The organism is Neobacillus sp. NPDC058068 (assembly GCF_042885335.1).
Classification (GTDB): domain Bacteria; phylum Bacillota; class Bacilli; order Bacillales; family Cytobacillaceae; genus Neobacillus.
In genome coordinates this window covers 69135-93894 of record NZ_JBHVSI010000022.1, presented here as the reverse complement: position 1 = coordinate 93894, position 24760 = coordinate 69135, and the positions used below count along the sequence as shown (strand labels likewise).

Sequence of the window (24760 nt, the reverse complement as noted above, 5' to 3'; positions counted from 1 at the left end):
ACCCCGCAGGCGCTTTAGCGCCGAGGAGGCTCACCGCCCGCCCCGCGAACCGCTCGCGCCTGGAACGGAAATCAACATTCACTTTTAACAGAGCCAAAATGAAACGGGAGATAAGAGGATGAAATTTAATTCTTGCAATCTGCTTTTTTAAATTTTATACTACTCTTAGTACCTAGTCATAATATCTCGGACGGTGTGGAATCATGAAAAGAAGCAAAAAAGAACGGCAGCAATTATTAACTTCAACTATTAAAGAGAATCCTTTTATTACAGATGAAGAATTAGCTGAAAAATTTCAAGTGAGTGTGCAGACGATTCGGTTAGACAGATTAGAATTATCGATTCCGGAACTCCGTGAACGGATAAAAACGGTGGCCGAGAAACGATTCGAAGACGAAGTCCGCTCCTTGCCATTGGAAGAAATTATTGGCGAAATCATTGATATTGAATTAGATCAAAGTGCTATTTCCATTTTCGATGTAAAAGAAGAGCATGTCTTTATGCGAAATAATATTGCCCGCGGCCATCATGTTTTTGCCCAGGCAAATTCCCTTGCCGTTGCGGTTATTAATGATGAATTGGCGTTAACAGCCAAAGCAAATATCCAATTTAAGCGGTTGGTGAAATTGAATGAGCGGGTAATTGCTAAAGCTCGAGTAACGAAAATTGATGAGAACGTAGATCGAACGTTTGTCGAAGTGACAAGCTATGTGAATAATGAGCTTGTTTTTACCGGAGACTTTGAAATGTACCGTTCGAAAAATCGTTAAAGGATGAGGCAAAATGAAACTAGCAATCGATGCAATGGGCGGCGACAATGCTCCGAAGGAAATCGTCTTAGGTGCGATGAAAGCTGTTCAAGCATTTTCTGATATACATATCACCCTTGTCGGGGATGAAAACAAAATTAAAGAAACGTTAACGGCTCACGATCGGATTTCTGTTTTACATACAACTGATGTCATTCTTGGGACAGATGAACCTGTAAAAGCAGTTCGCCGCAAAAAAAATGCCTCAATGGTGCTTGCTGCCCAGCAGGTAGCTGATGGATTGGCAGATGCCTGTATTTCTGCAGGCAATACAGGGGCATTAGTTGCCGCAGGGCTTTTCGTTGTCGGCAGAATTGACGGTATCCACCGACCTGCTCTAGCGCCAACATTGCCGACTATTGGCGGCGAAGGCTTCTTGCTCCTCGATGTCGGCGCCAATGCTGATGCCAAGCCTGAGCATTTACTGCAAAATGCGATAATGGGATCCATCTACAGTGAAAAAGTAAGAGGTATATCAAATCCGCGTGTCGGTCTTTTGAATATTGGCACAGAAGAAAAAAAAGGAAACGAACTGACAAAACAAACATTCGAACTTTTGAAAAATGCAAATTTGAATTTCGTCGGCAATGTCGAGGCACGTGATTTGCTGGATGGTGTTGCGGATGTGGTCGTTACCGATGGATTTACAGGCAACATGGTGTTGAAGACGATTGAAGGAACCGCACTTTCAATGTTTAAGATGTTGAAAACAGCTTTAATGAGCAGTTTTAAGAGTAAAATGGCTGCCGCTGTGCTGAAACCAAATCTTATGACCTTAAAAAATACCATGGATTATTCTGAATATGGCGGCGCAGCTCTTTTTGGCTTAAAGGCTCCAGTGATTAAGGCTCACGGCTCGTCAAACGGACAATCCATCTATAGCGCCATCAGACAAACAAGGGAAATGGTCAGCAATGATGTCGGTGGATTAATTAAACAAACGATTGAAAATGATAATTCGGAAAAATAGTCAAAAAAGGAGTGTTGAAATGAGTAAAATAGCATTTGTGTTTCCAGGACAAGGGTCACAAGCAGTTGGAATGGGGCAAGAGTTGGCAGAAAAGCACTCTGAGGTAATGGAATATTTTCTAAAAGCCGATAAAAAGTTAAAAACAAAGCTGAGTACCCTTATCTTCGAAGGGCCAAAAGAGGAATTGACTTTGACAGTTAACACCCAGCCGGCACTTTTAACAACTAGTATTGCGATTTTGGATTTCTTCCGCAAATCCGGGGTTAGGGCTGATTATGTCGCTGGCCACAGTTTAGGGGAATATACGGCACTTGTTGCTGCGGGCGCCCTTTCCTTTGAAGAGGGAGTATATGCCGTCAGAAAACGAGGAGAATTTATGGAAAGTGCTGTCCCTAACGGTGAAGGCTCGATGGCAGCTGTTTTAGGACTTGACCGTGAACCTCTATCTGCGGTAACAACTGAAGTAACTGAATCCGGTTTCCCTGTGGCATTAGCTAATTTAAATTGTCCAGGGCAGATTGTCATTTCAGGATCGAAGAAAGGCGTCGAACTCGCTGGAGGAAAGGCGAAAGAAGCGGGGGCTAAAAGGGTGCTGCCATTAGAGGTAAGCGGCCCATTCCATTCGCCATTAATGAAACCAGCTGCTGAACAGCTTCGTGAAGTATTAGATGCTACAGAAATGCAGGATGCTGAAATTCCGGTTATTGCAAATGTGACAGCAGAGCCAATCTTTTCCGCCGCTGAAATAAAAGATAAATTAATTGAACAGCTTTATTCCCCAGTATTATGGGAAGATTCTGTCCAGAAAATGATTGCCTTAGGTGTCGACACATTTATTGAAATTGGACCTGGAAAAGTTCTTTCCGGCTTAATCAAGAAAATTGATAAAACAGTTAAAACGTATTCCGTATCGGATGAGGAAAGTGCTCTGGCAGTTGTGGATGCGCTAAAGGAGGAAAAATTATGATTTTAGCTGGAAAAGCAGCCTTGGTTACTGGTGCATCAAGAGGCATTGGCAGGGAAATTGCCTTGGAATTGGCCAGACAAGGAGCCAATGTGGCCGTTAACTTTGCCGGCAGCGAAGCAAAGGCTAATGAAGTAGTCGACGAAATCAAAGCCCTTGGCAGAGAAGCATTTGCGATAAAATGTGATGTATCAAATGTTGAAGAAGTGACCGAGATGGTTAAAACGACGATTGATGGTTTCGGTAAACTAGACATTCTTGTTAATAACGCAGGGATTACAAGGGATAATTTATTAATGAGGATGAAAGAAGAAGAATGGGATGATGTGATTAACATTAATCTTAAAGGCGTCTTCTTAGTCACTAAAGCAGTTACAAGACAAATGATGAAACAGCGGGTTGGCCGGATTATTAATATTGCTTCCATCGTCGGGGTAAGTGGAAATCCTGGTCAAGCGAACTATGTGGCCGCAAAAGCAGGTGTCATTGGATTAACCAAAACGACAGCAAAAGAGCTTGCTACCCGGAATATTACCGTTAATGCAATCGCGCCAGGCTTCATCACCACTGATATGACCGATAAATTATCCGAAGAAGTAAAAGCAGAAATGTTAAAACAGATTCCTTTAGCAAGATTAGGAGAGCCTAAAGATATCGCTAAACTTACAACATTTATCGCATCAGATGATTCATCATATATTACAGGACAAACATTCCATGTAGATGGCGGAATGGTTATGTAACTTTTCATTTATTATTTGAATGAAATACTCTATAATAGCTTGAGGGGAGGTGAGCAAGCATGGCAGAGGTATTAGAACGTGTTACAAAAATCATCGTTGACCGTTTAGGTGTAGACGAGTCTCAAGTTAAGCTTGAAGCGTCGTTTAAAGATGATCTTGGCGCTGATTCCCTTGATGTAGTTGAATTAGTAATGGAATTAGAAGATGAGTTCGATATGGAGATTTCTGACGAGGATGCTGAAAAAATCGGCACAGTTGGTGATGCTGTTAATTACATAAATAGCACGAAGTAATCGTTGGATTTATCCTAAAGCTCCGTTTTCAAACGGAGCTTTATTCTGTAAGATAGAACTTGGCGGAGTAACCTATCTGCCAGGTTTCTTTGCGTTTTAATGAAAACTTTTTTAAACTAAAGAGTAGTGGTGTGTAAATAATATGCAAGGTGGAGACTTTAATGCGCAATAATGGCAGGGAAAAAGCTTTGAACAATCGCGCAAAAGAAAATCAATTTCAGGATTTTCAAAACAAAATCGGAATTAAGATGGATAACGAGAAATTATTAAAGCAAGCTTTTACTCATTCATCCTATGTGAATGAGCATCGTAGAAAGCCTTTCGAAGATAATGAAAGACTTGAATTTTTAGGAGATGCCGTACTGGAGCTTACTGTTTCGCAATTCCTCTTCAAAAAATATGCAACGATGACCGAAGGAGAATTGACCAAGCTTCGAGCTGCAATTGTATGTGAGCCGTCACTTGTTTCATTTGCTAATGAATTAAACTTTGGAAGCTTAATTTTGCTTGGCAAAGGAGAAGAGATGACAGGGGGAAGAGAGCGTCCGGCATTGCTTGCAGACGTATTTGAGGCATTTATCGGGGCCCTTTATTTAGACCAAGGAATTGAAGCAGTCATTTCATTCCTTGAGATTACCGTCTTTCCTAAAATCAACGCTGGTGCTTTTTCTCATGTGATGGATTTTAAAAGTCAATTACAGGAACTGATTCAAAGGGATGCAGCAGGTACGATTGAATATCGTGTCCTTCAGGAAAAGGGACCTGCCCATAGTAAAGAGTTTGTTTCCAAGGTATCATTAAATGGTAAAGAATTGGGTGTTGGGACTGGAAAATCGAAGAAAGAAGCGGAACAGCATGCCGCACAAATGGCGCTTGATGTATTAAAAACAAAAACAACCTAGAATAAACGAAATGTTTGCAGGAGAGATCCCTGAAAAGCATAGGGAGGATAAAAGATGTTTTTAAAACGGTTGGACATTATTGGTTTTAAATCTTTTGCTGACCGCATTAGTGTTGATTTTGTTCGTGGAGTAACAGCTGTTGTGGGTCCGAATGGCAGCGGCAAAAGCAATATCACCGACGCAATCCGCTGGGTTTTGGGGGAACAGTCGGCTAAATCGCTAAGAGGCAGTAAAATGGAAGATATCATTTTTTCGGGCAGCGATACAAGAAAGGCACTTAATATTGCTGAAGTGACGCTCACATTGGACAATCAAGACCAGGGATTAGCGATTGATTACAATGAGGTAAGTGTGACAAGGAGGGTGTCGCGCTCCGGTGAAAGTGAGTTTTCTATTAATAAACAGCCGTGCAGGCTAAAGGATATTATTGATTTATTTATGGATTCCGGGCTTGGCAGGGAAGCATTTTCGATTATCAGCCAAGGGAAGGTAGAAGAAATATTAAATAGTAAAGCAGAGGACCGCAGAACGATTTTTGAAGAAGCGGCAGGGGTGCTAAAATATAAAAATCGCAAGAAAAAAGCGGAGCTAAAATTATTTGAAACGCAGGATAATTTAAACCGAGTCAATGATATTTTACATGAGCTTGAAAGCCAAGTTGAGCCTTTGAAAATTCAAGCGTCAATGGCCAAAGATTTTATAGAGAAAAAAGAGGAGCTTGAAAAAATTGAGGTTGCCCTAACCGTTTATGAAGTGGAAGACCTCCACAGAAAATGGGAAAATTTATCAAATCAACTTGAAGAGCATCAGGAAGAGGAACTGAAGCTGTCCACCCTTCTTCAAGTTAAAGAAGCAAAAATAGTCGAAACACGCGACCAAATAGCGGCTTTAGATGAGTCGATTACTGATTTGCAAAATGTTCTTCTTTATGCAAGTGAGGAACTTGAAAAGCTAGAAGGCCGAAAAGAGGTTTTAAAGGAAAGAAAGAAAAATGCTGCCCAAAATAAAGAGCAGCTAAAAACGAATATTTCCGATCTAACCGAGCGGATCAGCAAGCTAAAGAAAACTCAGGAAATGCATGCCGAGTCAGTTAAAGTCCTTGGTGGACAAGTTAAAGTATTACAAGCAAGCCTAAAAGAAAAACAAGAAAAATTACTATTATTTTCTGAAAATATCGATGAAAAAATCGAGAGCTTAAAAAGTGAATACATTGAACTGTTAAATGATCAGGCTGGCGCTAAAAATGAAGTTAAATACATTGAACAACAGCTTGAGCAGCAGGAGAGGAAAAATGCCCGGCTTGATGCAGAAAATGAAAAATACCTTCAGGAACGACAACTTTCGCAATCTAAAAAAGCCGAAATTCAATCGGGATTAGAAGCAAGCCAAGAAAAATTAGCGAACCAGGTTGTTGCCTTTCGCGAACAGCAGCGAAAGCTTGAAACGGTAAAAGGTAATTATCAAAAACAAGAAAAGACGTTGTATCAAGCCTACCAGCTCCTGCAGCAGGCGAAATCGCGAAAAGAAATGCTTGAAGAGTTGGAAGAAGACTATTCTGGTTTTTTCCAAGGTGTTAAAGAAGTTCTAAAAGCACGCGGAAATAAGCTGGAGGGAATTGAAGGGGCAGTTGCTGAGCTTGTAACGGTTCCTAAAAAGTATGAAACCGCTCTTGAAACGGCCTTTGGGGGCGCCCTGCAGCATATCGTCGTTGATACTGAACAAAATGCACGTTCAGCCATCCAATTCTTAAAACAGAATTCATTTGGCCGGGCTACCTTTTTACCTCTTAATGTAATGAAAGGAAGGCCATTATCGACGGCACAGCTTTCTTCCATTCAAAGTCATCCAGCGTTAATTGGACCGGCTGTAAGTCTTGTAAAATTTGACCCGAAGTATGCCGAGGTTATCAATAGCCTTCTGGGCAATGTCGTCATAACGAGTGACCTGAAGGGTGCCAATGAATTGGCGAAAATCCTTCAATACCGTGTTCGTTTGGTAACACTTGATGGTGATATCGTCAATCCGGGCGGTTCGATGACAGGCGGTGCTGTAAAACAAAAAACATCTTCTTTATTATCACGAAAAGGAGAGCTTGAGGATTTAAAAGCTAAGCTTGTCATAATGGAGGAGAAAACAGCTGGCCTAGAGCAGATTGTTAAAACCTTGAAAGAGGAAGTTCAAATTGCGGAAGCACATCTTGAAGAAATACGCAAGAATGGTGAAGAGCTGCGGTTAAACGAACAATCAATTAAAGGTGACCTTCGTGAAGCGGAACTTGGAGAAAAGAATATCAATGACCGATTAGCAATTTATGATTTAGAAAAAGGGCAATTGATTGATGAACAAGCAGCACTATTGAAAAGAAAAGCGGAATTAAGAGAAGCGCTGGAGACCTATGCGGGAACTATAGCACAACTTGATAGTCATATAATAAAACTCACGGAACAAAAGACAAATGACCTGACATCAAAAGAAACGTTGACATCTGAAATAAATGACCTTAAAGTCGAATTTGCTTCCAAAAATGAGCAATTTCTTCATACAAAAGAGCGCTTTACCCTAATTAAAAATGATTTAGATGAAAGTGAACAAAAACTGGCTGATTATAGCGAAGATCTTAACCTCTTAACATCGGAAATGACGAACAGCTCATCAGGCGAAGAACAGCTAGAAGCGGCAGCAATAACGAAACAGCAGGACAAAGAAGCGACCTTACAGTTAATTACGGCAAGAAGACAAGAACGATTACAGCTTCAGGGAGCACTTGAAGATACAGAATTGGCGGCAAAAGAATTAAAGAGACTCCATAAAGGAATGATTGTCGTTTTAAAGGACGAGGAAGTGAAAATCAACCGCTTGGATGTGGAGTTAGAAAATCGCCTTGCTCATTTACGGGAAGAATACCTTTTATCGTTTGAAGGGGCAAAAGAGCAATATCCATTAACCATTCCTTCTGAAGAGGCGAAGAAAAAAGTCAAGCTTATCAAACTAGCCATTGATGAACTCGGGTCTGTCAATCTTGGTGCAATTGAAGAATATGATCGTGTCTCGGAGCGCTATCAGTTCCTAAATGAACAAAAGACGGACCTTCAAGAAGCAAAAGACACCCTGCACCAAGTCATTGAAGAAATGGATACAGAAATGAAAAAACGCTTTGAACAGACCTTTACAGGGATTCGCGGGCATTTCGAACCGACATTCCGGGCCCTTTTCGGCGGTGGAAAGGCAGATCTTGTTCTTACCGTACCAGAAGACTTATTAAATACGGGTGTGGAAATTGTTGCTCAGCCACCTGGGAAAAAGCTCCAAAATCTAGGCTTGTTATCGGGTGGAGAACGGGCCTTAACAGCTATTGCGTTATTATTTTCGATTTTAAAGGTCCGTCCAGTGCCCTTCTGTATTCTTGATGAGGTAGAAGCAGCCCTGGATGAAGCCAATGTCCAACGCTTCAGTCAATATTTAAAGGGCTATAGCGAGGAAACACAGTTTATTGTGATTACCCACCGTAAAGGGACGATGGAGGAAGCAGATGTACTTTATGGGGTAACCATGAAGGAGTCCGGTGTTTCAAAGCTTGTGTCTGTACGTCTTGAGGATACTAAGGAACTTGTAGAAACATAAATTAAGGAAGTGAAAAAATGAGCTTTTTCAAAAAGTTAAAGGAAAAAATTACGAAATCGACAGATACCGTAACAGAAAAGTTTAAAGAGGGTTTGACGAAAACAAGGGATAACTTCTCTGGAAAGGTCAATGATCTTGTCGCCAGATATCGGAAAGTCGATGAAGATTTCTTTGAAGAATTAGAGGAAATCTTAATTCAGGCTGATGTCGGCTTTGACACGGTTATGCAGCTGATCGATGAGCTTAAGATGGAGGTCAAACGCCGTAACATTCAAGACCCGAAGGAAGTTCAAAGTGTTATTTCCGAGAAGCTTGTTGATATTTACAATGCTGGGGAGGAACAATCCTCACAATTAAATATCCAGAAAGACGGGCTGACAGTAATATTATTTGTCGGGGTCAATGGTGTTGGAAAAACAACGACGATTGGCAAGCTTAGTTATAAGTTTAAGAGTGAAGGGAAAAAAGTATTGCTGGCGGCGGGTGATACCTTCCGTGCCGGTGCGATTGAACAGCTTGAAGTATGGGGTGAAAGAGTTGGCGTTGAGGTGATTAAACAGGCTGAAGGCTCTGACCCGGCAGCAGTTATGTACGATGCTATCTCTGCGGCCAAATCCCGCCAGGCAGATATTTTACTCTGTGACACAGCCGGCCGCTTGCAAAATAAAGTGAATTTAATGAAAGAACTTGAAAAGGTAAAGCGTGTAATTGAGCGAGAAATTCCCGGTGCACCACATGAAGTTATTCTTGTACTTGACGCGACAACAGGGCAAAATGCGCTTATTCAAGCGAAAACCTTTAAGGAAGTAACCGATGTTACAGGGATTGTCCTTTCAAAATTGGACGGAACAGCGAAAGGCGGTATCGTTCTGGCGATTCGCAATGAATTGAAAATTCCGGTTAAATTTGTCGGTCTCGGCGAAAAAATGGATGATCTTCAAGAATTTGATGCAGAAAGATATGTTTATGGTTTATTTGCTGATCAAGTTGAAGAAACAGAATAATTTGAAAAGCATTGATGCAAACAGCAGCTAAAAACTGCTGTTTTCAGATTGTCGAGAAAGGGTATTTTTCTCGGCAATTTTTTATTTTGTCAGGATCTAAAAACCAATTTTATTGATTGTCCCTGCAATTGGGCCAGTTGATTTCCGCTCCTGGCACTCGCTTTCCGCGGGGAGGTCCTGGAGCCTCCTCGGCGCTATGGCGCCTGCGGGGTCTCCAGTGACCTCTATATCCCGCAGGAGTCGAGTGCCCTCCGCTCCAATCAACTGGGAAGCAAATAACCTAAAGTATTGCAACACACCTTTTCTAAACCTGCTAAGTTTTTGTATAGCTTTATTTAATTCCTCAAAATATTCGCGAGTCTCTACTTCCACTTCTTGTTTTGTAAACTTATTTGCATTTGCGTTTGCCTATTGAAGGGTTGAATCCGTAATTAAAGCACGTCCTCCAACCATTTTGTGATTCATTGCTTGGAGAACAATTTTATCTATGACATCCTGAAATATACTTGTCAATAAGGCGAAGGAGGTAGTCGTCAGGAACTAATTGAACAATAGAGACTAATTCATATTCACTTTGGATAGAATCTTTTGTCATTAACATTGATTTCACCACTTATTTTTATAATATATTGATTGAGTCGAAAGTCTTTATTATTACCACACTGTTGATTGGAGCGGAAGGCGGCGAAGACTCCTGCGGGAGTACGGGGAAGGTGAGACCCCGCAGGCGCTAGCGCCGAGGAGGCTCACCGGCACGCCCGCGGAAAGCGAAGCCGCCTGGAGTGGAAATCAACAGACAAGTTACAAAGAACGAAGAACAAAAAAGGGGGTGCCCCTAAAAATCATACTTTTGGGACACCCTTTTTTTTATTATATTCTAATTTTAATTGCATTTTTTGGGTAAAGGTGTAAAAATACACTAAAAGACATTTTTGTGGATGTGATGGAAATAATTAAAAAATTTTTATAAAATTGTAGTGTGATAGAGAGTATGATTCGTCAATTTAATAGACAGGCTTTTAGAGGGGGAATTTTTTTGGTAAAGAAAAAGCTATTATTTATATTATTGTTTTGTCTCTTTTTTGCGGGTCAAGGAGTTGAGCCAACAAAGGCTGAAAGTAATTTTATCAGAATAGCAGTTAAGGAAGGCTTTGATGGAAAGATAAAAAGCGGGCGCGGCTTTCCAGTTCAAGTGACTGTTGATAATAGCGGGCCCGATTTTACCGGTGATATCCTTTTCAACTTTGCCACTTCATATAATTCAAGCGGGGCAAAGGCAATTTCAATTGATGTGCCGAAGGGGAGCAAAAAAACGTATACGCTTTCAATCCCAGCCTTTTCAGAAGACTATTCCAATAATGGTCAAATAAAACAATCGATTTTCTTATATAAAGGCAGCTGGAGGGATAATCACGAACAAGACTTTATTGGCGATAAAATTTTAAAGCCTAAATATATCGACCAAGACAAAAGTACAATCGGCTTCCTTAGTGAGGATTCCGATCGCCTGAAAGAACTGAAGGTTATGGCCTTAGCTAATCAAATCGAGCCAATCATGCTCACTGAGGAGATGGTTGCTGATGATGAAGTTGGCCTTGATTCATTGGATTACATACTGATTGATGAGTTTGCTATTTCCAAGCTAAAAAAGCCTCAGCAGCAAGCAATCCTGAACTGGATTCAAAACGGTGGGAAATTAATTGCTGGGGCGGCACCAAATGCAGCTGGTTCCTTTGGAAGTCTATATCAGGTACTGCCGATGAAACCAGATAAAGAGGTGGCTGCCGATACGAAGTTCTTCCAGTTAACCCCGGCATTACTTGCTTTTCAACACATTCCAGTCTTTGTTGGACAAGTGGAGCTGGGAGCTGATATTGCTGTAAAAAGCGGTGATTTACCGATGGTCGTTCATAAAGGCTATGGTGCAGGGGAAATTTGGCAAACGGCATTTTCGCTCGGTGATGAACCGCTTTCTTCCTGGAAGGAATATGGACAATGGTTTGCCGCCAGCCCCATGCTTAGTAGTACGTCTAAATCTCAATTTCAAAATGGCGGTCAAAACCAATTTGACATGTTATTTAATGAATTCGCAGAGATAAATGAATATTTCTCATCCTCGCAGTTTTCAGTGGGGCAGATTGGTCTGTTTCTGTTCATTTATCTTCTGCTGCTTGCTCCGTTTCTCTATTTCTTGTTAAAAAGACTGGATAAACGCGAGCATGCCTGGTGGATTATTATCGGTGCAGCTGTCATATCATCCGTTGGCATTTTTGCTATCGGGGCAAAGGACCGGATTGCGAAACCGCAAATGAACCAAACGGGAATTTATAAAGCAGAAAATGACCAGTTAACTGGTCTTGAGGCTGTTACCTTCCTGTCTAACACTGGCGGTGATTATCAGTTAGGCTTTTCGAAGGGGAACTTCTATGGTGTACCCGGTTCATCGAATATGGCTATAAGTGATGGAAAACGTTATGCAGTTCTCGAGAATGGCAGGAAAACCAGCAGTGTTACATTTCCGAATGTGGAATATTGGGCAACTAGAACCTATTTTGGGCACGCTTCTAAGCAAAATACCGGTCAATTTGATATCAAGCTAACCTATGAAAATAAAAAGTTAACGGGAACAATCGTCAATCAATTTCCATACGACTTTGAAGAACTATACATTTGGTCAGGCACCAACAAGATTAAACTTGGAGCGCTGAAGCGTGGAGAAAGTTTAACGGTAAATGAAACATTACCGCAGGATTATCTGACAGGACCATACAGTCAGGGCAATTCCTACCAGGTTCCAAATTCCCAGCAGGAAGTGGATGAATTTAAAAGGGAAAGAATGGAATTTGGAGCGATTGAATATCTGTACAACAATTCCCAAACAGAAACTCAGCCAATACTATATGGCTTCACAAAGGATTCAGTTATTGAAGCAGATATTAAAGGGAAGAGTGAATCGAAAAAAGGATTAAGCTTAATTTATCAAACATTAGCATTAGACACGAAGTTTTCAGGTCCATTTACGATCAAGGATGACATGCTACGGACCCATATTAATACAATCCGTGGCGGAATCTTTAATGATAGGACGGAAAACCGCAACGAAATGGAGCTTGATGATGGGGAATATGATTATATCTTAGAACTCCCGACCCAATTGACGAAAGTGAAATATGAGCTCAAAGAATTAGAGATTACTTGGCAAGGTGCAAATATCACCTACTCGGTGCTAAATCATTCGAACGGCACATTCTTGCCGTTAACTAATTCTCCTACAACCATCAAGGAACATCTTGATGAGTTTGTATCAAAGGATGGAGTTATCACCATAAAATTAATAAAAACTGGACAAGGTGACCCTCGTGTTAGGATGCCTGCGCTTTCAATAAAGGGGGAAATCAGCTCATGATTGAAATCATCGATTTAACCAAAAGGTACGGAAAGTTTACCGCTCTTGATTCATTAAATCTAAAAATTGAAAAGGGTTCCGTTTTTGGCTTTGTCGGACAAAATGGCGCCGGCAAATCTACTACCTTTTCGATTTTAGCGACCTTGTTATCTCCTACTTCGGGAACGGCGTATATTAATGGCCATAATATTTCTAAGGAACCAAAAGCTGTCCGCAGCCAGATAGGCTATATGCCCGATTTTTTTGGCGTCTATGACCAGTTAAAGGCTGTCGAATATTTGGATTTCTATGGAGCGAGCTATGGGATCAGCCAGAGTGAGCGGAGCAAATTGATTCCCCAGCTTCTTGAATTAGTAAATTTAACGCAAAAACAAGATTCATATGTCGATGTGCTGTCAAGGGGGATGAAGCAGCGGCTCTGCCTTGCAAGGTCATTGATACATGACCCGGAAGTCCTGATTCTCGATGAGCCTGCTTCCGGTCTTGACCCGAGAGCGCGGGTGGAAATGCGTGAAATTTTAAAAGAATTAAAGAATATGGGGAAAACCATTTTAATCTCTTCACATATTCTTCCTGAACTAGCGGAAATGTGTGATTCCATCGGAATTATTGATCAAGGACGATTAGTAGCGGAAGGGTCAGTTAATGAAATCCAGCAGCGTCTTAAGGGAGAAAAGCTAATCATTGCCAAGTTGTACCGTGAATTGGACAGAGCGGTAAATTTTTTCGAGGACCAGCCGCTGGTGAGCCAATTGGCAAAACGGGATGATGGGGAATCGGTTCAGTTCATGTTTAAAGGCAGTGTGGAAGAACAGGTGCAAATGTTAAAAAATGCTCTATTGCATGATATCCCGATTGTCAGCTTTTCGGAAATCGAGACGAATCTGGAAGATGTCTTTATGGAAATAACGAAAGGGGTGGAACTTTCATGAGAAATCTTCTTCTTAATCCCGTTTTAAATAAGGAATTTAAGCTAAGGTTCCGCTCATTTAAAGGTTTTCTCGGTCTATCTTTTTATTTACTGGCACTTTCCATCTTGATTATTGGCTTTATTTATTTACAAACCCAAAACTCACCGATGGGGCTGTTTCGACCAGATCAAAGCAGAAATATGTTTATGATGCTGTCGTTTATTCAAATGGGGTTGATTCTGTTTATTACCCCAGGGTTAACGGCAGGTGTCATTAGCGGTGAACGGGAAAAGCAAACATTAAATATTTTATTAACGACGAATCAGAGCTCGACGAGCATTATTTTAGGCAAACTGATTTCATCTGTTTCGTTTTTATTACTGATGATAGTGGCGAGTATGCCTATTTACAGTATTGTCTTCCTGTTTGGCGGAATTTCTCCCGGACAGGTAGCCACCATTCTAGGGTATTACATCTTTACCATCCTTGCATTCGGAAGTATTGGCATCGTCTTCTCGACACTTATCAGAAGAACCATCATTGCGATGATTAGTACCTACGGGGTAACCCTTTTCCTAACAGCGGGTACTGCCTTTCTATATGTTATATCAATGTCGGTCAATCAAATGGGGATTGCCGCGAATAATCCCGTTCCCTACTTCTTTGCCATGCTCAACCCAATGATGATTCTCCTCGGTTTTCTTGAACCGGATGCATTTAGAGAATTATCCAGCCAATCTGGAGTGGGAATCGATTTTCCATTATGGGCAGCCTATTTGATTTCTTATACGATTATTTTTCTCATTATGATGATGATCAGTATCCGGAAGCTGCGTCCAAATATGAAAGTAAAATCGAAAGGGTAGGGGAGGGTTATATGGAGGATAAAAGCCAGTTTTATCAGTTGCTGAAGCCTGTTCGCAGGCAGCTCCTAATCAAAAGGACGGTGGTGGAGTTCCACTATTGGATTCTAGCTGCCTCAATCTTCTCAGTGCTTCTCCTAGTGGCAGCGCGAGTTGTGGTCATTCCTTTCTACCAGGAAATGCTATGGATTGGCTGCCTCCTCCTTCTTCCGATAGTTGTATTTCGAATTTGGCGGAATCGGCCGGGGTGGAGGGAAGCGGCACAGCTATTTAACGCTTATATTCCTGAAGACCGCGTCATAACAGCCCTATCGTTTTTAGATGAAGAGGGAATGCTTCAGAAATTGCAGCTTGCTGAAGCACTTACCTTGATGAAAAAGGAACAGCACCGTGTTTTGGCACGGAAAAAAGGCTATTTTTCACCAAAGTGGCTATTGATGGCAGCGGTTTTCATTTGTCTCTCAGCACTACTTAATTTTTTGCCCAATCAAAATCTGCAATTAGCGGCAAAAAAAGAAACGGAAATGGCGATCATGAAGAAGGTCGAAAAGAAGCTGGAAGAAAAGGCAAAAAAGGAACAAAACAAGGAAGCGAAAAAAGCGCTGGAAAAAGCACAGGAACTAATGACAAAAACCTCCACCCCTAAAGAAGCATTAGCATCCATAGCTAAGCAAAAAAAAGAGCTGGAACTAAAAGCATTGAAGGAACAGGAAAAGCAAGAAAACTTCCAAGCATGGCAGCAGGAATTGAAAAATACTAATTTAAATAAATTGGCGGCTGCCCTGGAAGCGAAGGATAGTAAAAACATCCAAAAAGAACTGGAACAGTTAAATAAAAAATTTGATTCATTAACTGAAAGCCAAAAGAAGGCACTCAGCAGGATGAGTGGTTCAGATAAAAAGCTTTCGGAAAAAGAAATAGCTGAACTGGCGAAGAAGATTTCCGAAGCACTAAACTCAGAAAACACACTGAAGGAACTTGCTGAAGCAAAAGCTGCACTCAGTGAGGCAGCTAATAGCCTGCAAAGCGAAATGCTAGCCAACGGAATACAGTCCGAACAACTGGCCGTTAATCCATCCAACCAGTTTGATGGAGGCAAGTTAAATAGCCAAAACAGCAAAAATGGCAATCCTTCAAATCCTTCAAATGGAAACAGCCAAGGACATGAGCCCTCAGGAAATGGCTCACAAGGCAACGGTTCACAAGGGGATGGAAATGGCTCTGGAAACGGAAGTGGGGCAGGTGCTGGCAAGGGCTCGGGAACAGGAGCGGGAGGAGCCGGTACCGGCAATGGAAGTGGCGGTGGCGGCGGTGCCGGGCTGGGACCGGGTTCCCGCCAACTGCTTACAATTCCAGAGAAATTAGCTGGTAAAAACAATCTTGAAACAGATTCCGGAATGATTGGTAAGGGCAGCCCGACAGAACAGTATGCAGGCAATGGACCGATCTTAAAAGGGCAGCTACGTTCCTACCAAGAAGTATATGGGAATTATGCAGATGCCTATCGAAAAAGTACTGACCGGGTAAAACTTCCTTCTGATTTAGAAGAGATCGTCAAAAACTATTTTTTATTGCTTGATCCCAATAAGGAGTGACTCAATTGACACAATTAAAAGAGAAAGAAACTCAATTTATTACGGCAGCCGAACAGCTTAAGTCGGTAAAGCAAGAGCTAATGAATTTTATCGTTGGTCAAGAGGAAGTGATTGACCAGGTACTATGGAGCATTTTCTCTGGAGGACATGCGTTATTGGAGGGACTGCCGGGGCTTGGAAAAACGATGCTAGTCCGGTCGATTGCGTCATGCCTGGATTTATCGTTTAATCGAATCCAATTCACCCCTGATTTAATGCCATCCGATATTACTGGAACGATGATTCTGCAGCCCGGAACAGACGGCCGGCAGGAGTTTGCTTTTCATGAAGGGCCATTGTTTGGGCATATCATTTTAGCCGATGAAATAAACCGGGCCACTCCAAAGACACAAAGCTCTCTATTAGAGGCGATGGCCGAGCAAACGGTAACCGTTATGGGCAGCACAAAACAGCTTTCCAAGCCATTCTTTGTGCTGGCAACACAGAACCCGATAGATATGGAAGGCACCTACCCGCTCCCTGAAGCACAAATGGACCGGTTTATTTGTAAAATTCATGTCGACTATCCGACCAAAGCAGAACTTAAAGAGATTGCCTTAAGAACGACAGGCCTCAAGGTTCCTCAATTAAATAAAATTTTAGGATCATCAGACGTGTTAGCCTTGCAGCAGCTCTCGAAGGAAATTTTAGTGTCAGATGATTTATTAAATGCAGCTGTGTCGATGATTGATGCTACCCATCCGGCTTCAGCGGATGCACCGGAAAGAATAAAACAATATGTTCAATTTGGGAGCGGCCCCCGCGGATTACAAAGTCTTATCCAAATGGCAAAAACGAGAGCACTATTTGCCGGCAGATACCATATTTCAATCGGCGATTTAAAGAGGACTGCCATTCCGGTCTTAAGGCACCGTCTTTTATTAAATTTTGAAGGAGAGGCAAACGGTGTGACTCCGGATGACTTGATTGCTGATGTATTGGAGCAGGCTGGAAAGGATGTTAGTCAGCGATGACAGCCCAAATGCATTCGATGCTTTCACGACTGCAAAAACGGAGATTGATGGCGAAAACCCGGCGGCGTGGAGCTCATAAAGGGGGGAGGACGGCGAATAAATTTGGTGCTTCCCTGGAATTTTCAGATTTTCGTCTTTATCAGCCCGGCGATGATGTCCGCCAAATAGACTGGAATATTTACGGCCGGACACAAAAGCATTATATTAAAAGGTTTTTAGATGAACAAGAATTAGCAGTTACCGTTTTTTTGGACGCTTCGAGTTCGATGCAGGCGATTGCTTCAAAATGGAAAAGAGCAAAGGAGCTCGCTGCCGCCTTTAGTTATATTGCTCTTAGCGGTGAAGATCGCTTGTCGTTCATTCCTGTTTCGTCGTTGTCGTACGCAAAGGTAAGTAGAAAAGGGTCGGTATACGGTAAAACTGTATTTTTTGAAATCCTCCAGTTACCAGAACAGCAAGCAGCAGGAACATTTACGGACAACTTTCAAAAAAACAGCTTGAAGAATAATCAGCTGGTGATTCTTATCACGGACGGTCTTGAGCCGCTTGCTTCGATTGAAGCGCTTTTTCGATTAATTGCTGCTGCTAAACAGGAGGTTAAACTAATCCAACTTTTGAGCAGGGAGGAACTCGACCCAAGTTATTCGGGCGATGTGAAATTAATTGATAGTGAGTCTCATGAAATTGTGAATGTCACGATGAATGATTCGATTCTCGTAAACTATCGAAAGCAAGTAACAGAGCATAATCGCGGGCTTGAGGCGTTATGCCGCCGATTTGGGTTCAGTTATTTATTAACGGCAGATGATGCTGACCTTAATAATTTTTTGTTTCATGAGTGTTGCGCAGAAAGAATCCTTTATTAACCAGAGGTGATGAAGATGTACTTTGCTAACGGATTGTTTTTTATACTTGTCATTTTTATCGCCTTGGTTGTGTTATTATATTTTTTCCGCAAACAATACAACTCGGTCATCAACCCGGCTAATCTCCTTTGGCAGCAGGCTATGAATGAGTGGAATGCCTCGCCATGGATTCAAAAATTACAGCAAAATCTCTTATTTTGGCTTCAAATCGCTGCTCTTACATTATTAATGTTGGCGTTGGCAAAACCGATATGGTTCTCGGAGGGGATAAAGGGAGAACAAATCATTTGGATTGTAGATACATCGGCAACAATGTCAGCGATGAAGGCGGACAAGCCGCTCATTGAACAATCTAAACAACAGATGAAGCAAATGGCCGAGCGCTTAACTGGTCAGGAAGTAACCATGATTATTGCCGGTGCAAAGCCGAAAATCCTATTGAGCCGGGAAACCGATGCGGCCGTGATTCAGCGGGAGATAGCAAGGCTTACTGTTACATACGAACATGAAAATATTGAAAAGGCCGTAAAGCTTGCAGAATCACTAGTCCACAATAAAGATACGGTGATTCATTTGTTTTCTGATTCTGTGAAAAAGGCAGACGTTAAAGCAGACCTTACTAATATCCACTATGAGATTCACAATGCTGCCGGCATACAAGATAACGTCGCCATCCTTTCCTTTGGGGTTGCGGCTAAAGAAAAACGAATATCCGGACTGGCCGTTTTGGAAAATCAAGGGAAGAAGTCGGTAACATATCCCTTTGTCATTACCAGTGAGGATTCGGTTGTTTTCCAACAGGAAGTAACGATTCCAGCCGGTCAACAAGTGGTGATAAATATTCCCGATTTGCCGGAGCACCGTTTTTATCAAGCGTCGATAAAAGCCGGGGATCATTTCGCGGCTGATAATGAATTAACAGCTGTTTACTCGGACTTGAATCCAACCATCGATGCACTTGACGACGTGAATCCCTTTTTTATTAAAGGGCTGGAAACCTTGGGCATCAAAACAGTCCAGCTTGATGCAAAAAACTCACTAGGATTAAAGGAAGGTGGAATCATTCTTGCTGAAGGCCTTCCTGTTAATGAATTACCGAAAATGCCGGTTATTTACATTAACAAATCCACAAATCAGGATGAACTTATTGAATTAAAGGAACCGATCATGAGCAAGGACTCGCTGCTCACCGAATATGTTGATATCGGCAAAACCTACATAAAATACGCGTCAAAACCGATAAAGGGAAATTGGGAAAACATTGTAACCAGCGGCGAACACCCGCTGATTCAAACGGGAACAATCAATGGACAGCCGGCTATCCTGATGAATTTTTCGCTTGAGAATACCGATTGGCCGCTGCACCCTGGGTTTCCAATTTTTCTCTATAATAGCTATCAATGGCTGTCAAAGCAAACAGGCTTTCTTGGCTATTTTCAGCCTGGTGAGGAAAAATGGCTTCAGCTTGATAGTAAACAGTCCGTTTTGGAAATCTATAATTCTGCTGGAAAAAGCTTATCATCGCTCCAGTTAAAAACGGAGAATTTTAAAGCTCCCTATAAACCAGGAATCTATCAAGCCGTAGCTGATGAGCAAATGTATTATTTTTCAGTTCTGCTGGATGATCGCGAAAAAAAACCGGTGACAGCCCCGTCGTTTAGATTGAATCATTCAACGGCAAATGATACTGAACTGGCATTGAAGCCAAATGAATTATTATGGTTTTGGCTGACGCTTATCGTGCTAGCGCTGCTTATGGTGGAATGGGAGGTATATCGAAAATGGCTATAGAGCTAAAGTATCCCGTTCTTCTTGTTCTATTAATCCCAGCTTTTTTGCTGATTTATCGATACTTTAAACAAATAAACGCTTCAAACAGTCCGGAAAAAGTGGTGATTGGCTGTCTAAGGGCGGTTTTATTTTTCTTGATTATTTTTGCGCTGACGATTCCGCAAATTTTGCTGCCAATCAAAGAGGAACTGATTATTTTTCTTACAGATCGCTCCGCAAGTTTTGAAGATGCGGAAACCAGGGTAATCGAGTGGCTTGACGAAAGCATCCAATCAAAGAAAGCAAATCAATCATTTGCGATAGCGTCGTTTGCTGATGGTGCGATTGTCGAACAATCGCTGTCAAATAAACAAACAGTGTTAGATCAATTTAACGGGGAAGTGAAAAATGGTGAAACAAATCTAGAAGAGGGAATTGGCTTCGCTGCTTCGCTGCTGAAGCAAGGGCAAAGCGGACGGATTGTCCTCTTATCCGATGGAAATGAAACAATAGGTAATAGTAAAGAAGCAGCCAAACTGTTAAAAAATCAGAAGCTTGAATTAGATTATGTCCGTTTTAAGCAAAAGTTTCGTGAGGATATGGCCATCACGAGGCTGGATGTTCCTCCCACTCTATATGAGGGAGAAAAAGCAAATATAGTGGTTTCGATTGCAAGTAACGTTGAAAAAACAGCTGATTTAAGAATCTCCTTAAACAACAAAGATATTCTTCATGAGAAGGTTACCGTAAAAGAGGGGCAAAATGAGTTTTCCTTTTCAGATGATGCCTTCGTGCCGGGAATGTCAATTTATAAGGCTGAGATTGCCGCGGAAAAGGATACCTTTAGCGAAAATAATACCCTCTATGCGGTCACAAATGTCAAGGGAACTCCAAGAGTACTCGTAGTTCAAGGAAATCAAGCCGACCCATTAGCAGAAATTTTACAAGCCTCAGGGTTAATCACCGATAAACTTATTCCCGAGAAGCTTCCAACGACCTTGGCAGGATTTTTGCAATACCAATCGATCATTTTTAATAATGTTCCAGGAACGAAGGTCAGCGAACAGCAAATGAATTTGATTGAAAAAGCAGTCAAAGAATTTGGCACAGGCTTTGTTATGCTCGGCGGGGAGGACAGCTTTGGTCTCGGTGGCTATTTTAAAACACCAATTGAGAAATTGTTACCGGTAGACATGGATATTAAAGGAAAAAAAGAGATGCCCTCACTTGGTTTGGTAATTGTTATTGACCGGTCTGGAAGTATGAGCGGCAATAAGCTGACATTAGCGAAGGAAGCGGCAGCACGATCGGTAGAGTTATTGCGCGAAAAAGATACGCTTGGCTTTATTGCCTTTGACGACCGCCCGTGGGTCATTGTTGAAACCGCACCGCTTGAGAACAAGAAAGAGGTGATTGAAAAAATCCGCTCTGTTTCTGTTGGCGGCGGGACAAATATTTACCCCTCACTTGAAAAGGCTTATCAAGAGCTAAAGGATTTAAAGCTGCAAAGAAAGCACATTATTTTGTTAACGGATGGACAGTCTGCCGCTGGCGGCGATTATCAAACGCTTATTTCAGAGGGTAAAAATAATAATATAACGTTGTCAACGGTTGCCTTAGGATCAGATGCCGATCGAAACCTGTTAGAAGATCTTGCCGGCCAGGGAAATGGACGATTTTACGATGTAACCGATGCATCCGTTATTCCAAGCATTCTTTCAAGGGAAACGGTAATGACAACAAGAACCTATATTGAAGATAACCCTTTTTATCCTGTTGTGCAGCCCTATCCAGAATGGACAGCCATTTTTGAACAGGGAATTCCAAAAATGAATGCCTATATTGCAGTAACAGCGAAAAATAGGGCGCAGGTGCCGCTTATTAGTGAAAAAAAGGATCCGATTCTTGCCGAGTGGCATTATGGATTAGGAACCACCTTAGCGTTTACGTCTGATATGACGGGAAAATGGTCTGGTGACTGGGCTAAATGGGCCAACTGGCCGCAATTTTTGAATACTCTGGTGGTAAAGTCGCTGCCACAATATGACAGCGAGCCGTTCCGTTTTACAATCGAAAAGGAAAATGACAATACGGTGGTCCAATTAAAAGCAGTAGATGGGCAATTTCTTCCACTAGATGTATCGGTTGTTTCACAAAATGGTGCGGTCATTGACACAAATTCTAAGCCGACAGCTCCAGGTGAATTTGAAGTGAGTTTTCCAAATAAGCCAGGTATGTATTTTTTGCGTGTGAAACAAACGAGCGAGGACGGGCAGGATAAATTGTTTCAAACAGGCTTTTCGGTTCCCTATTCGGATGAATATTTGTTAAAAGCGACAAATACTGGGTTATTAAAAGAACTGGCATCCCTTACAGGTGGAAAAGAACTGCAGACGGCAAAAGATGCGTTTCGCCCGTTGCAACAAAAGCCAAAACGCAAAGAACCAATCAGTGAACAGCTTTTACTAGCTTCCTTTCTTCTTCTTGTGTTCGAGATTCTAATAAGGAGACTAGGCTTTCAGCCATTTCTATCCTTACGGCATCTGCGAAAGAAAACCACGAAAAAAGGTGAACAGGGAGGCTTAGTAGGACTAAAGCAGCTTTCAATGGCGAAGGCAAAGGTGAAGACGAGGGTTGAAAGTAAACGAGAGGTAACAGAATCTAAGCAAGAAAAAATGAAGGAAAAGCCGCAGAAACCTCCGCTGCCAACAGCTGCGAAAAAGCGGAATCCCGTACCGGAAGTGTCCGCTGAAGAAAAGGAAGAACGCATGAAGCGTTTACTTGAAGCAAAGAAAAGAAAGAAGTAATATAGATAGGGATAGTGCGGTAATGTAGCGCCTCTATGTAAAGATATTTTCTTGACAGAAATAGCATGACTGTGTAAACTACTCTTGTAAAGGCTTTTCACTTAACATTGGTATTGGAGGGAACCCATGCATGATGCTTGAAAAGACAACACGAATGAACTATCTTTATGATTTTTATTATTCGTTGTTAACACCAAAGCAGCAAAGCTATATGTCTCTCTATTATTTAGATGATTACTCCCTTGGGGAAATTGCTGAAGAATATGATGTAAGCCGTCAGGCCGTGTATGATAATATTAAACGGACGGAAGCAATGCTTGAGGAGTACGAGGAAAAGCTACAACTATTCCAGAAATTTCAAGAGCGCACAAAACTAATCAAGTACGTAAAAGAATTGCTTAATGAGGAGAACCCTTCAAAGCAGGCAATGTTAGAAACTGTTGCCGAGCTTGAGAAATTAGATTAGGAGGCGGCATGAATGGCATTTGAAGGATTAGCCGACCGACTGCAAAATACCATCCAAAAAATCCGTGGAAAAGGAAAGGTCTCGGAAGCGGATGTTAAAGAAATGATGCGCGAAGTCCGCCTAGCGCTGCTTGAAGCTGACGTAAATTTCAAAGTTGTGAAAGACTTTGTGAAAAAAGTCAGCGAACGTGCCGTAGGGGTGGAAGTACTAAAGAGCTTATCTCCAGGTCAGCAAATCATTAAAATTGTTAATGAGGAATTGACCGCATTAATGGGAGGAGAGCAAAGCAAGATTGCAGCATCAAACCGTCCGCCAACGGTCATCATGATGGTCGGGCTGCAGGGTGCTGGTAAAACGACGACAACTGGTAAGCTTTCGCTCTTGCTTCGAAAGAAGTATAATCGTAAACCATTGCTAGTTGCCGCGGATATTTACCGTCCGGCTGCAATTAAGCAGCTGCAAACTCTCGGCAAACAATTAGACATGCCGGTTTTTTCTCTCGGCGATCAAGTGAGCCCGGTTGAAATTGCCAAGCAGGCAATTGCGAAGGCGAAAGAGGAACATCATGATTATGTCCTGATTGATACCGCTGGCCGTCTGCATGTCGATGAAGCGTTAATGGGCGAGCTGAAGGACATTAAAGAATTAACCAAGCCGGATGAAATTTTCCTTGTTGTTGATGCCATGACTGGGCAGGATGCTGTCAATGTTGCCCAAAGCTTTAATGAACAGCTTGGTTTAACCGGAGTTGTCTTGACAAAGCTGGACGGTGATACTCGAGGCGGAGCCGCACTTTCGATTCGTGCTGTTACCCAAACGCCGATTAAATTTGTCGGTCTTGGCGAGAAAATGGACGCATTGGAACCATTTCACCCAGAACGAATGGCCTCAAGAATTCTCGGCATGGGCGATGTACTGACCCTGATTGAAAAGGCACAGGCAAATGTCGATGAACAAAAGGCGAAAGAGTTAGAGCAGAAAATGCGGACAGCATCATTTACGCTGGAGGATTTTTTGGAACAGCTCGGTCAGGTCCGTAATCTTGGTCCGCTTGATGAATTATTAAAGATGATGCCTGGCGCAAACAAAATCAAAGGTTTAAATAATATGCAAATCGATGAGAAGCAAATTGCCCATGTAGAAGCCATCATCAGGTCGATGACCAAGGCGGAAAAAAATAATCCGGAAATCTTGAACTCCAAACGGAAAAACCGGATTGCCAAAGGCAGCGGCCGTACTGTCACTGAAGTGAATCGTTTGCTCAAGCAGTTTGAAGATATGAAAAAAATGATGAAGCAAATGACAGGCATGCAGCAAAAAGGCAAGAAAAAAGGCGGTTTTAAATTTCCATTCAAGCCGTTTTAAGTTATCCAAAATTGGAAATAATGACTGTAAAGAAAAAACACTTTACAAACTAATAAAGAATTGATATTATACTATCTTGTGTGAAACTATTCGGAGGTGCTTATTTAAAATGGCAGTTAAAATTCGTTTAAAACGTATGGGAGCTAAAAAAACTCCTTTCTATCGTATCGTAGTAGCAGATTCTCGTTCTCCTCGTGACGGACGTTACATTGAAATCGTTGGAACTTACAACCCTGTAACGCAACCGGCTAAAGTAGAAATCAACGAAGAATTAGTTCTTAAATGGTTAAAAGACGGTGCAAAACCATCTGATACTGTTCGGAACCTGTTCTCAAACCAAGGCATCATGGAAAAATTCCATAATGCAAAATTAAGCAAGTAATCACTGGCGA

The 24760-nt window shown here is 41.8% G+C and carries 19 protein-coding genes and 1 pseudogene; 19 read left to right on the top strand and 1 reads right to left on the bottom strand.

All coding sequences use genetic code 11. The features are described 5' to 3' along the window. Positions 1–203 precede the first annotated feature (203 nt). From fapR to ftsY, 8 genes are all read left to right on the top strand, one after another. The gene (gene fapR, locus ACFVSW_RS22725; RefSeq protein ID WP_387318884.1) at positions 204–770 is read left to right on the top strand and encodes a transcription factor FapR; all 567 of its coding nucleotides are present in this window, start codon (positions 204–206) and stop codon (positions 768–770) included. 13 nt (positions 771–783) lie between these two features. Further along, the gene (gene plsX, locus ACFVSW_RS22720; RefSeq protein WP_387318883.1) at positions 784–1779 is read left to right on the top strand and encodes a phosphate acyltransferase PlsX; all 996 of its coding nucleotides are present in this window, start codon (positions 784–786) and stop codon (positions 1777–1779) included. 19 nt (positions 1780–1798) lie between these two features. Continuing rightward, positions 1799–2746 carry an ACP S-malonyltransferase gene (fabD, locus tag ACFVSW_RS22715; protein WP_387318882.1) on the top strand — a complete coding sequence of 316 codons (948 nt, stop codon included), beginning with the start codon at positions 1799–1801 and terminating at the stop codon, positions 2744–2746. Next, the gene (gene fabG, locus ACFVSW_RS22710) at positions 2743–3486 is read left to right on the top strand and encodes a 3-oxoacyl-[acyl-carrier-protein] reductase (RefSeq protein ID WP_387318881.1); all 744 of its coding nucleotides are present in this window, start codon (positions 2743–2745) and stop codon (positions 3484–3486) included. Before fabD ends, fabG begins: the two co-directional genes overlap by 4 nt. 59 nt (positions 3487–3545) lie before the next feature. After that, positions 3546–3779 carry an acyl carrier protein gene (gene acpP, locus ACFVSW_RS22705; protein WP_066085278.1) on the top strand — a complete coding sequence of 78 codons (234 nt, stop codon included), beginning with the start codon at positions 3546–3548 and terminating at the stop codon, positions 3777–3779. Between the two features lie 161 nt (positions 3780–3940). After that, the gene (gene rnc, locus ACFVSW_RS22700; RefSeq protein ID WP_387318880.1) at positions 3941–4681 is read left to right on the top strand and encodes a ribonuclease III; all 741 of its coding nucleotides are present in this window, start codon (positions 3941–3943) and stop codon (positions 4679–4681) included. 54 nt (positions 4682–4735) lie between these two features. Continuing rightward, complete coding sequence (gene smc, locus ACFVSW_RS22695; RefSeq protein ID WP_387318879.1) at positions 4736–8302, top strand: chromosome segregation protein SMC; 3567 nt, start codon at positions 4736–4738, stop codon at positions 8300–8302. Between the two features lie 17 nt (positions 8303–8319). Then, positions 8320–9306 (top strand): signal recognition particle-docking protein FtsY, encoded by a 987-nt coding sequence (gene ftsY, locus ACFVSW_RS22690; protein WP_387318878.1) that lies wholly within the window; start codon positions 8320–8322, stop codon positions 9304–9306. 318 nt (positions 9307–9624) lie between these two features. Here the strand turns inward: ftsY and ACFVSW_RS22685 are convergent. Next, a pseudogene (locus ACFVSW_RS22685) lies at positions 9625–9816 on the bottom strand (IS5/IS1182 family transposase); the annotation flags it as partial. Positions 9817–10342: 526 nt separating this feature from the next. Between ACFVSW_RS22685 and ACFVSW_RS22680 the strand changes: the two are divergent. The 11 genes from ACFVSW_RS22680 (at position 10343) to rpsP (ending at position 24750) form a co-directional block, all read left to right on the top strand. Further along, a complete protein-coding gene (locus ACFVSW_RS22680) occupies positions 10343–12712 on the top strand; it encodes a hypothetical protein (RefSeq protein ID WP_387318877.1) in 2370 nt (789 codons plus the stop codon). Beyond that, entirely contained in the window at positions 12709–13644 is a 936-nt protein-coding gene (locus ACFVSW_RS22675; RefSeq protein ID WP_387318876.1) for an ABC transporter ATP-binding protein, read from the top strand. The genes ACFVSW_RS22680 and ACFVSW_RS22675 overlap by 4 nt, the downstream gene beginning before the upstream one ends. After that, a complete protein-coding gene (locus ACFVSW_RS22670; protein ID WP_387318875.1) occupies positions 13641–14489 on the top strand; it encodes an ABC transporter permease in 849 nt (282 codons plus the stop codon). Before ACFVSW_RS22675 ends, ACFVSW_RS22670 begins: the two co-directional genes overlap by 4 nt. 11 nt (positions 14490–14500) lie before the next feature. Next, the gene (locus tag ACFVSW_RS22665) at positions 14501–16081 is read left to right on the top strand and encodes a cell envelope integrity TolA family protein (RefSeq protein ID WP_387318874.1); all 1581 of its coding nucleotides are present in this window, start codon (positions 14501–14503) and stop codon (positions 16079–16081) included. A 5-nt stretch (positions 16082–16086) separates the two neighbouring features. Beyond that, on the top strand, positions 16087–17094 hold the full coding sequence (locus ACFVSW_RS22660) for an AAA family ATPase (protein WP_387318873.1): 1008 nt from the start codon (positions 16087–16089) through the stop codon (positions 17092–17094). Then, positions 17091–17960, top strand: a complete 870-nt coding sequence (locus ACFVSW_RS22655) for a DUF58 domain-containing protein (RefSeq protein WP_387318872.1) — start codon at positions 17091–17093, stop codon at positions 17958–17960. The genes ACFVSW_RS22660 and ACFVSW_RS22655 overlap by 4 nt, the downstream gene beginning before the upstream one ends. Positions 17961–17975: 15 nt before the next feature. Further along, positions 17976–19751, top strand: coding sequence for a vWA domain-containing protein (locus tag ACFVSW_RS22650; protein WP_387318871.1), 1776 nt, complete (start codon positions 17976–17978; stop codon positions 19749–19751). Then, positions 19742–22537, top strand: coding sequence for a VWA domain-containing protein (locus ACFVSW_RS22645; protein WP_387318870.1), 2796 nt, complete (start codon positions 19742–19744; stop codon positions 22535–22537). Before ACFVSW_RS22650 ends, ACFVSW_RS22645 begins: the two co-directional genes overlap by 10 nt. Positions 22538–22670: 133 nt before the next feature. Next, positions 22671–23003 carry a putative DNA-binding protein gene (locus tag ACFVSW_RS22640; protein WP_387318890.1) on the top strand — a complete coding sequence of 111 codons (333 nt, stop codon included), beginning with the start codon at positions 22671–22673 and terminating at the stop codon, positions 23001–23003. Positions 23004–23015: 12 nt separating this feature from the next. After that, the gene (ffh, locus tag ACFVSW_RS22635) at positions 23016–24368 is read left to right on the top strand and encodes a signal recognition particle protein (protein WP_387318869.1); all 1353 of its coding nucleotides are present in this window, start codon (positions 23016–23018) and stop codon (positions 24366–24368) included. Positions 24369–24477: 109 nt separating this feature from the next. Next, on the top strand, positions 24478–24750 hold the full coding sequence (gene rpsP / locus ACFVSW_RS22630; RefSeq protein WP_024030223.1) for a 30S ribosomal protein S16: 273 nt from the start codon (positions 24478–24480) through the stop codon (positions 24748–24750). Positions 24751–24760: the final 10 nt, after the last annotated feature.

What these genes read in the sequence shown, in the direction of transcription:
- fapR (WP_387318884.1), top strand. Translation starts at nt 204, where the DNA reads ATGAAAAGAAGCAAAAAAGAACGGCAGCAATTATTAACTTCAACTATT.
- plsX (WP_387318883.1), top strand. Translation starts at nt 784, where the DNA reads ATGAAACTAGCAATCGATGCAATGGGCGGCGACAATGCTCCGAAGGAA.
- fabD (WP_387318882.1), top strand. Translation starts at nt 1,799, where the DNA reads ATGAGTAAAATAGCATTTGTGTTTCCAGGACAAGGGTCACAAGCAGTT.
- fabG (WP_387318881.1), top strand. Translation starts at nt 2,743, where the DNA reads ATGATTTTAGCTGGAAAAGCAGCCTTGGTTACTGGTGCATCAAGAGGC.
- acpP (WP_066085278.1), top strand. Translation starts at nt 3,546, where the DNA reads ATGGCAGAGGTATTAGAACGTGTTACAAAAATCATCGTTGACCGTTTA.
- rnc (WP_387318880.1), top strand. Translation starts at nt 3,941, where the DNA reads ATGCGCAATAATGGCAGGGAAAAAGCTTTGAACAATCGCGCAAAAGAA.
- smc (WP_387318879.1), top strand. Translation starts at nt 4,736, where the DNA reads ATGTTTTTAAAACGGTTGGACATTATTGGTTTTAAATCTTTTGCTGAC.
- ftsY (WP_387318878.1), top strand. Translation starts at nt 8,320, where the DNA reads ATGAGCTTTTTCAAAAAGTTAAAGGAAAAAATTACGAAATCGACAGAT.
- ACFVSW_RS22675 (WP_387318876.1), top strand. Translation starts at nt 12,709, where the DNA reads ATGATTGAAATCATCGATTTAACCAAAAGGTACGGAAAGTTTACCGCT.
- ACFVSW_RS22670 (WP_387318875.1), top strand. Translation starts at nt 13,641, where the DNA reads ATGAGAAATCTTCTTCTTAATCCCGTTTTAAATAAGGAATTTAAGCTA.
- ACFVSW_RS22665 (WP_387318874.1), top strand. Translation starts at nt 14,501, where the DNA reads ATGGAGGATAAAAGCCAGTTTTATCAGTTGCTGAAGCCTGTTCGCAGG.
- ACFVSW_RS22655 (WP_387318872.1), top strand. Translation starts at nt 17,091, where the DNA reads ATGACAGCCCAAATGCATTCGATGCTTTCACGACTGCAAAAACGGAGA.
- ACFVSW_RS22650 (WP_387318871.1), top strand. Translation starts at nt 17,976, where the DNA reads ATGTACTTTGCTAACGGATTGTTTTTTATACTTGTCATTTTTATCGCC.
- ACFVSW_RS22645 (WP_387318870.1), top strand. Translation starts at nt 19,742, where the DNA reads ATGGCTATAGAGCTAAAGTATCCCGTTCTTCTTGTTCTATTAATCCCA.
- ACFVSW_RS22640 (WP_387318890.1), top strand. Translation starts at nt 22,671, where the DNA reads ATGCTTGAAAAGACAACACGAATGAACTATCTTTATGATTTTTATTAT.
- ffh (WP_387318869.1), top strand. Translation starts at nt 23,016, where the DNA reads ATGGCATTTGAAGGATTAGCCGACCGACTGCAAAATACCATCCAAAAA.
- rpsP (WP_024030223.1), top strand. Translation starts at nt 24,478, where the DNA reads ATGGCAGTTAAAATTCGTTTAAAACGTATGGGAGCTAAAAAAACTCCT.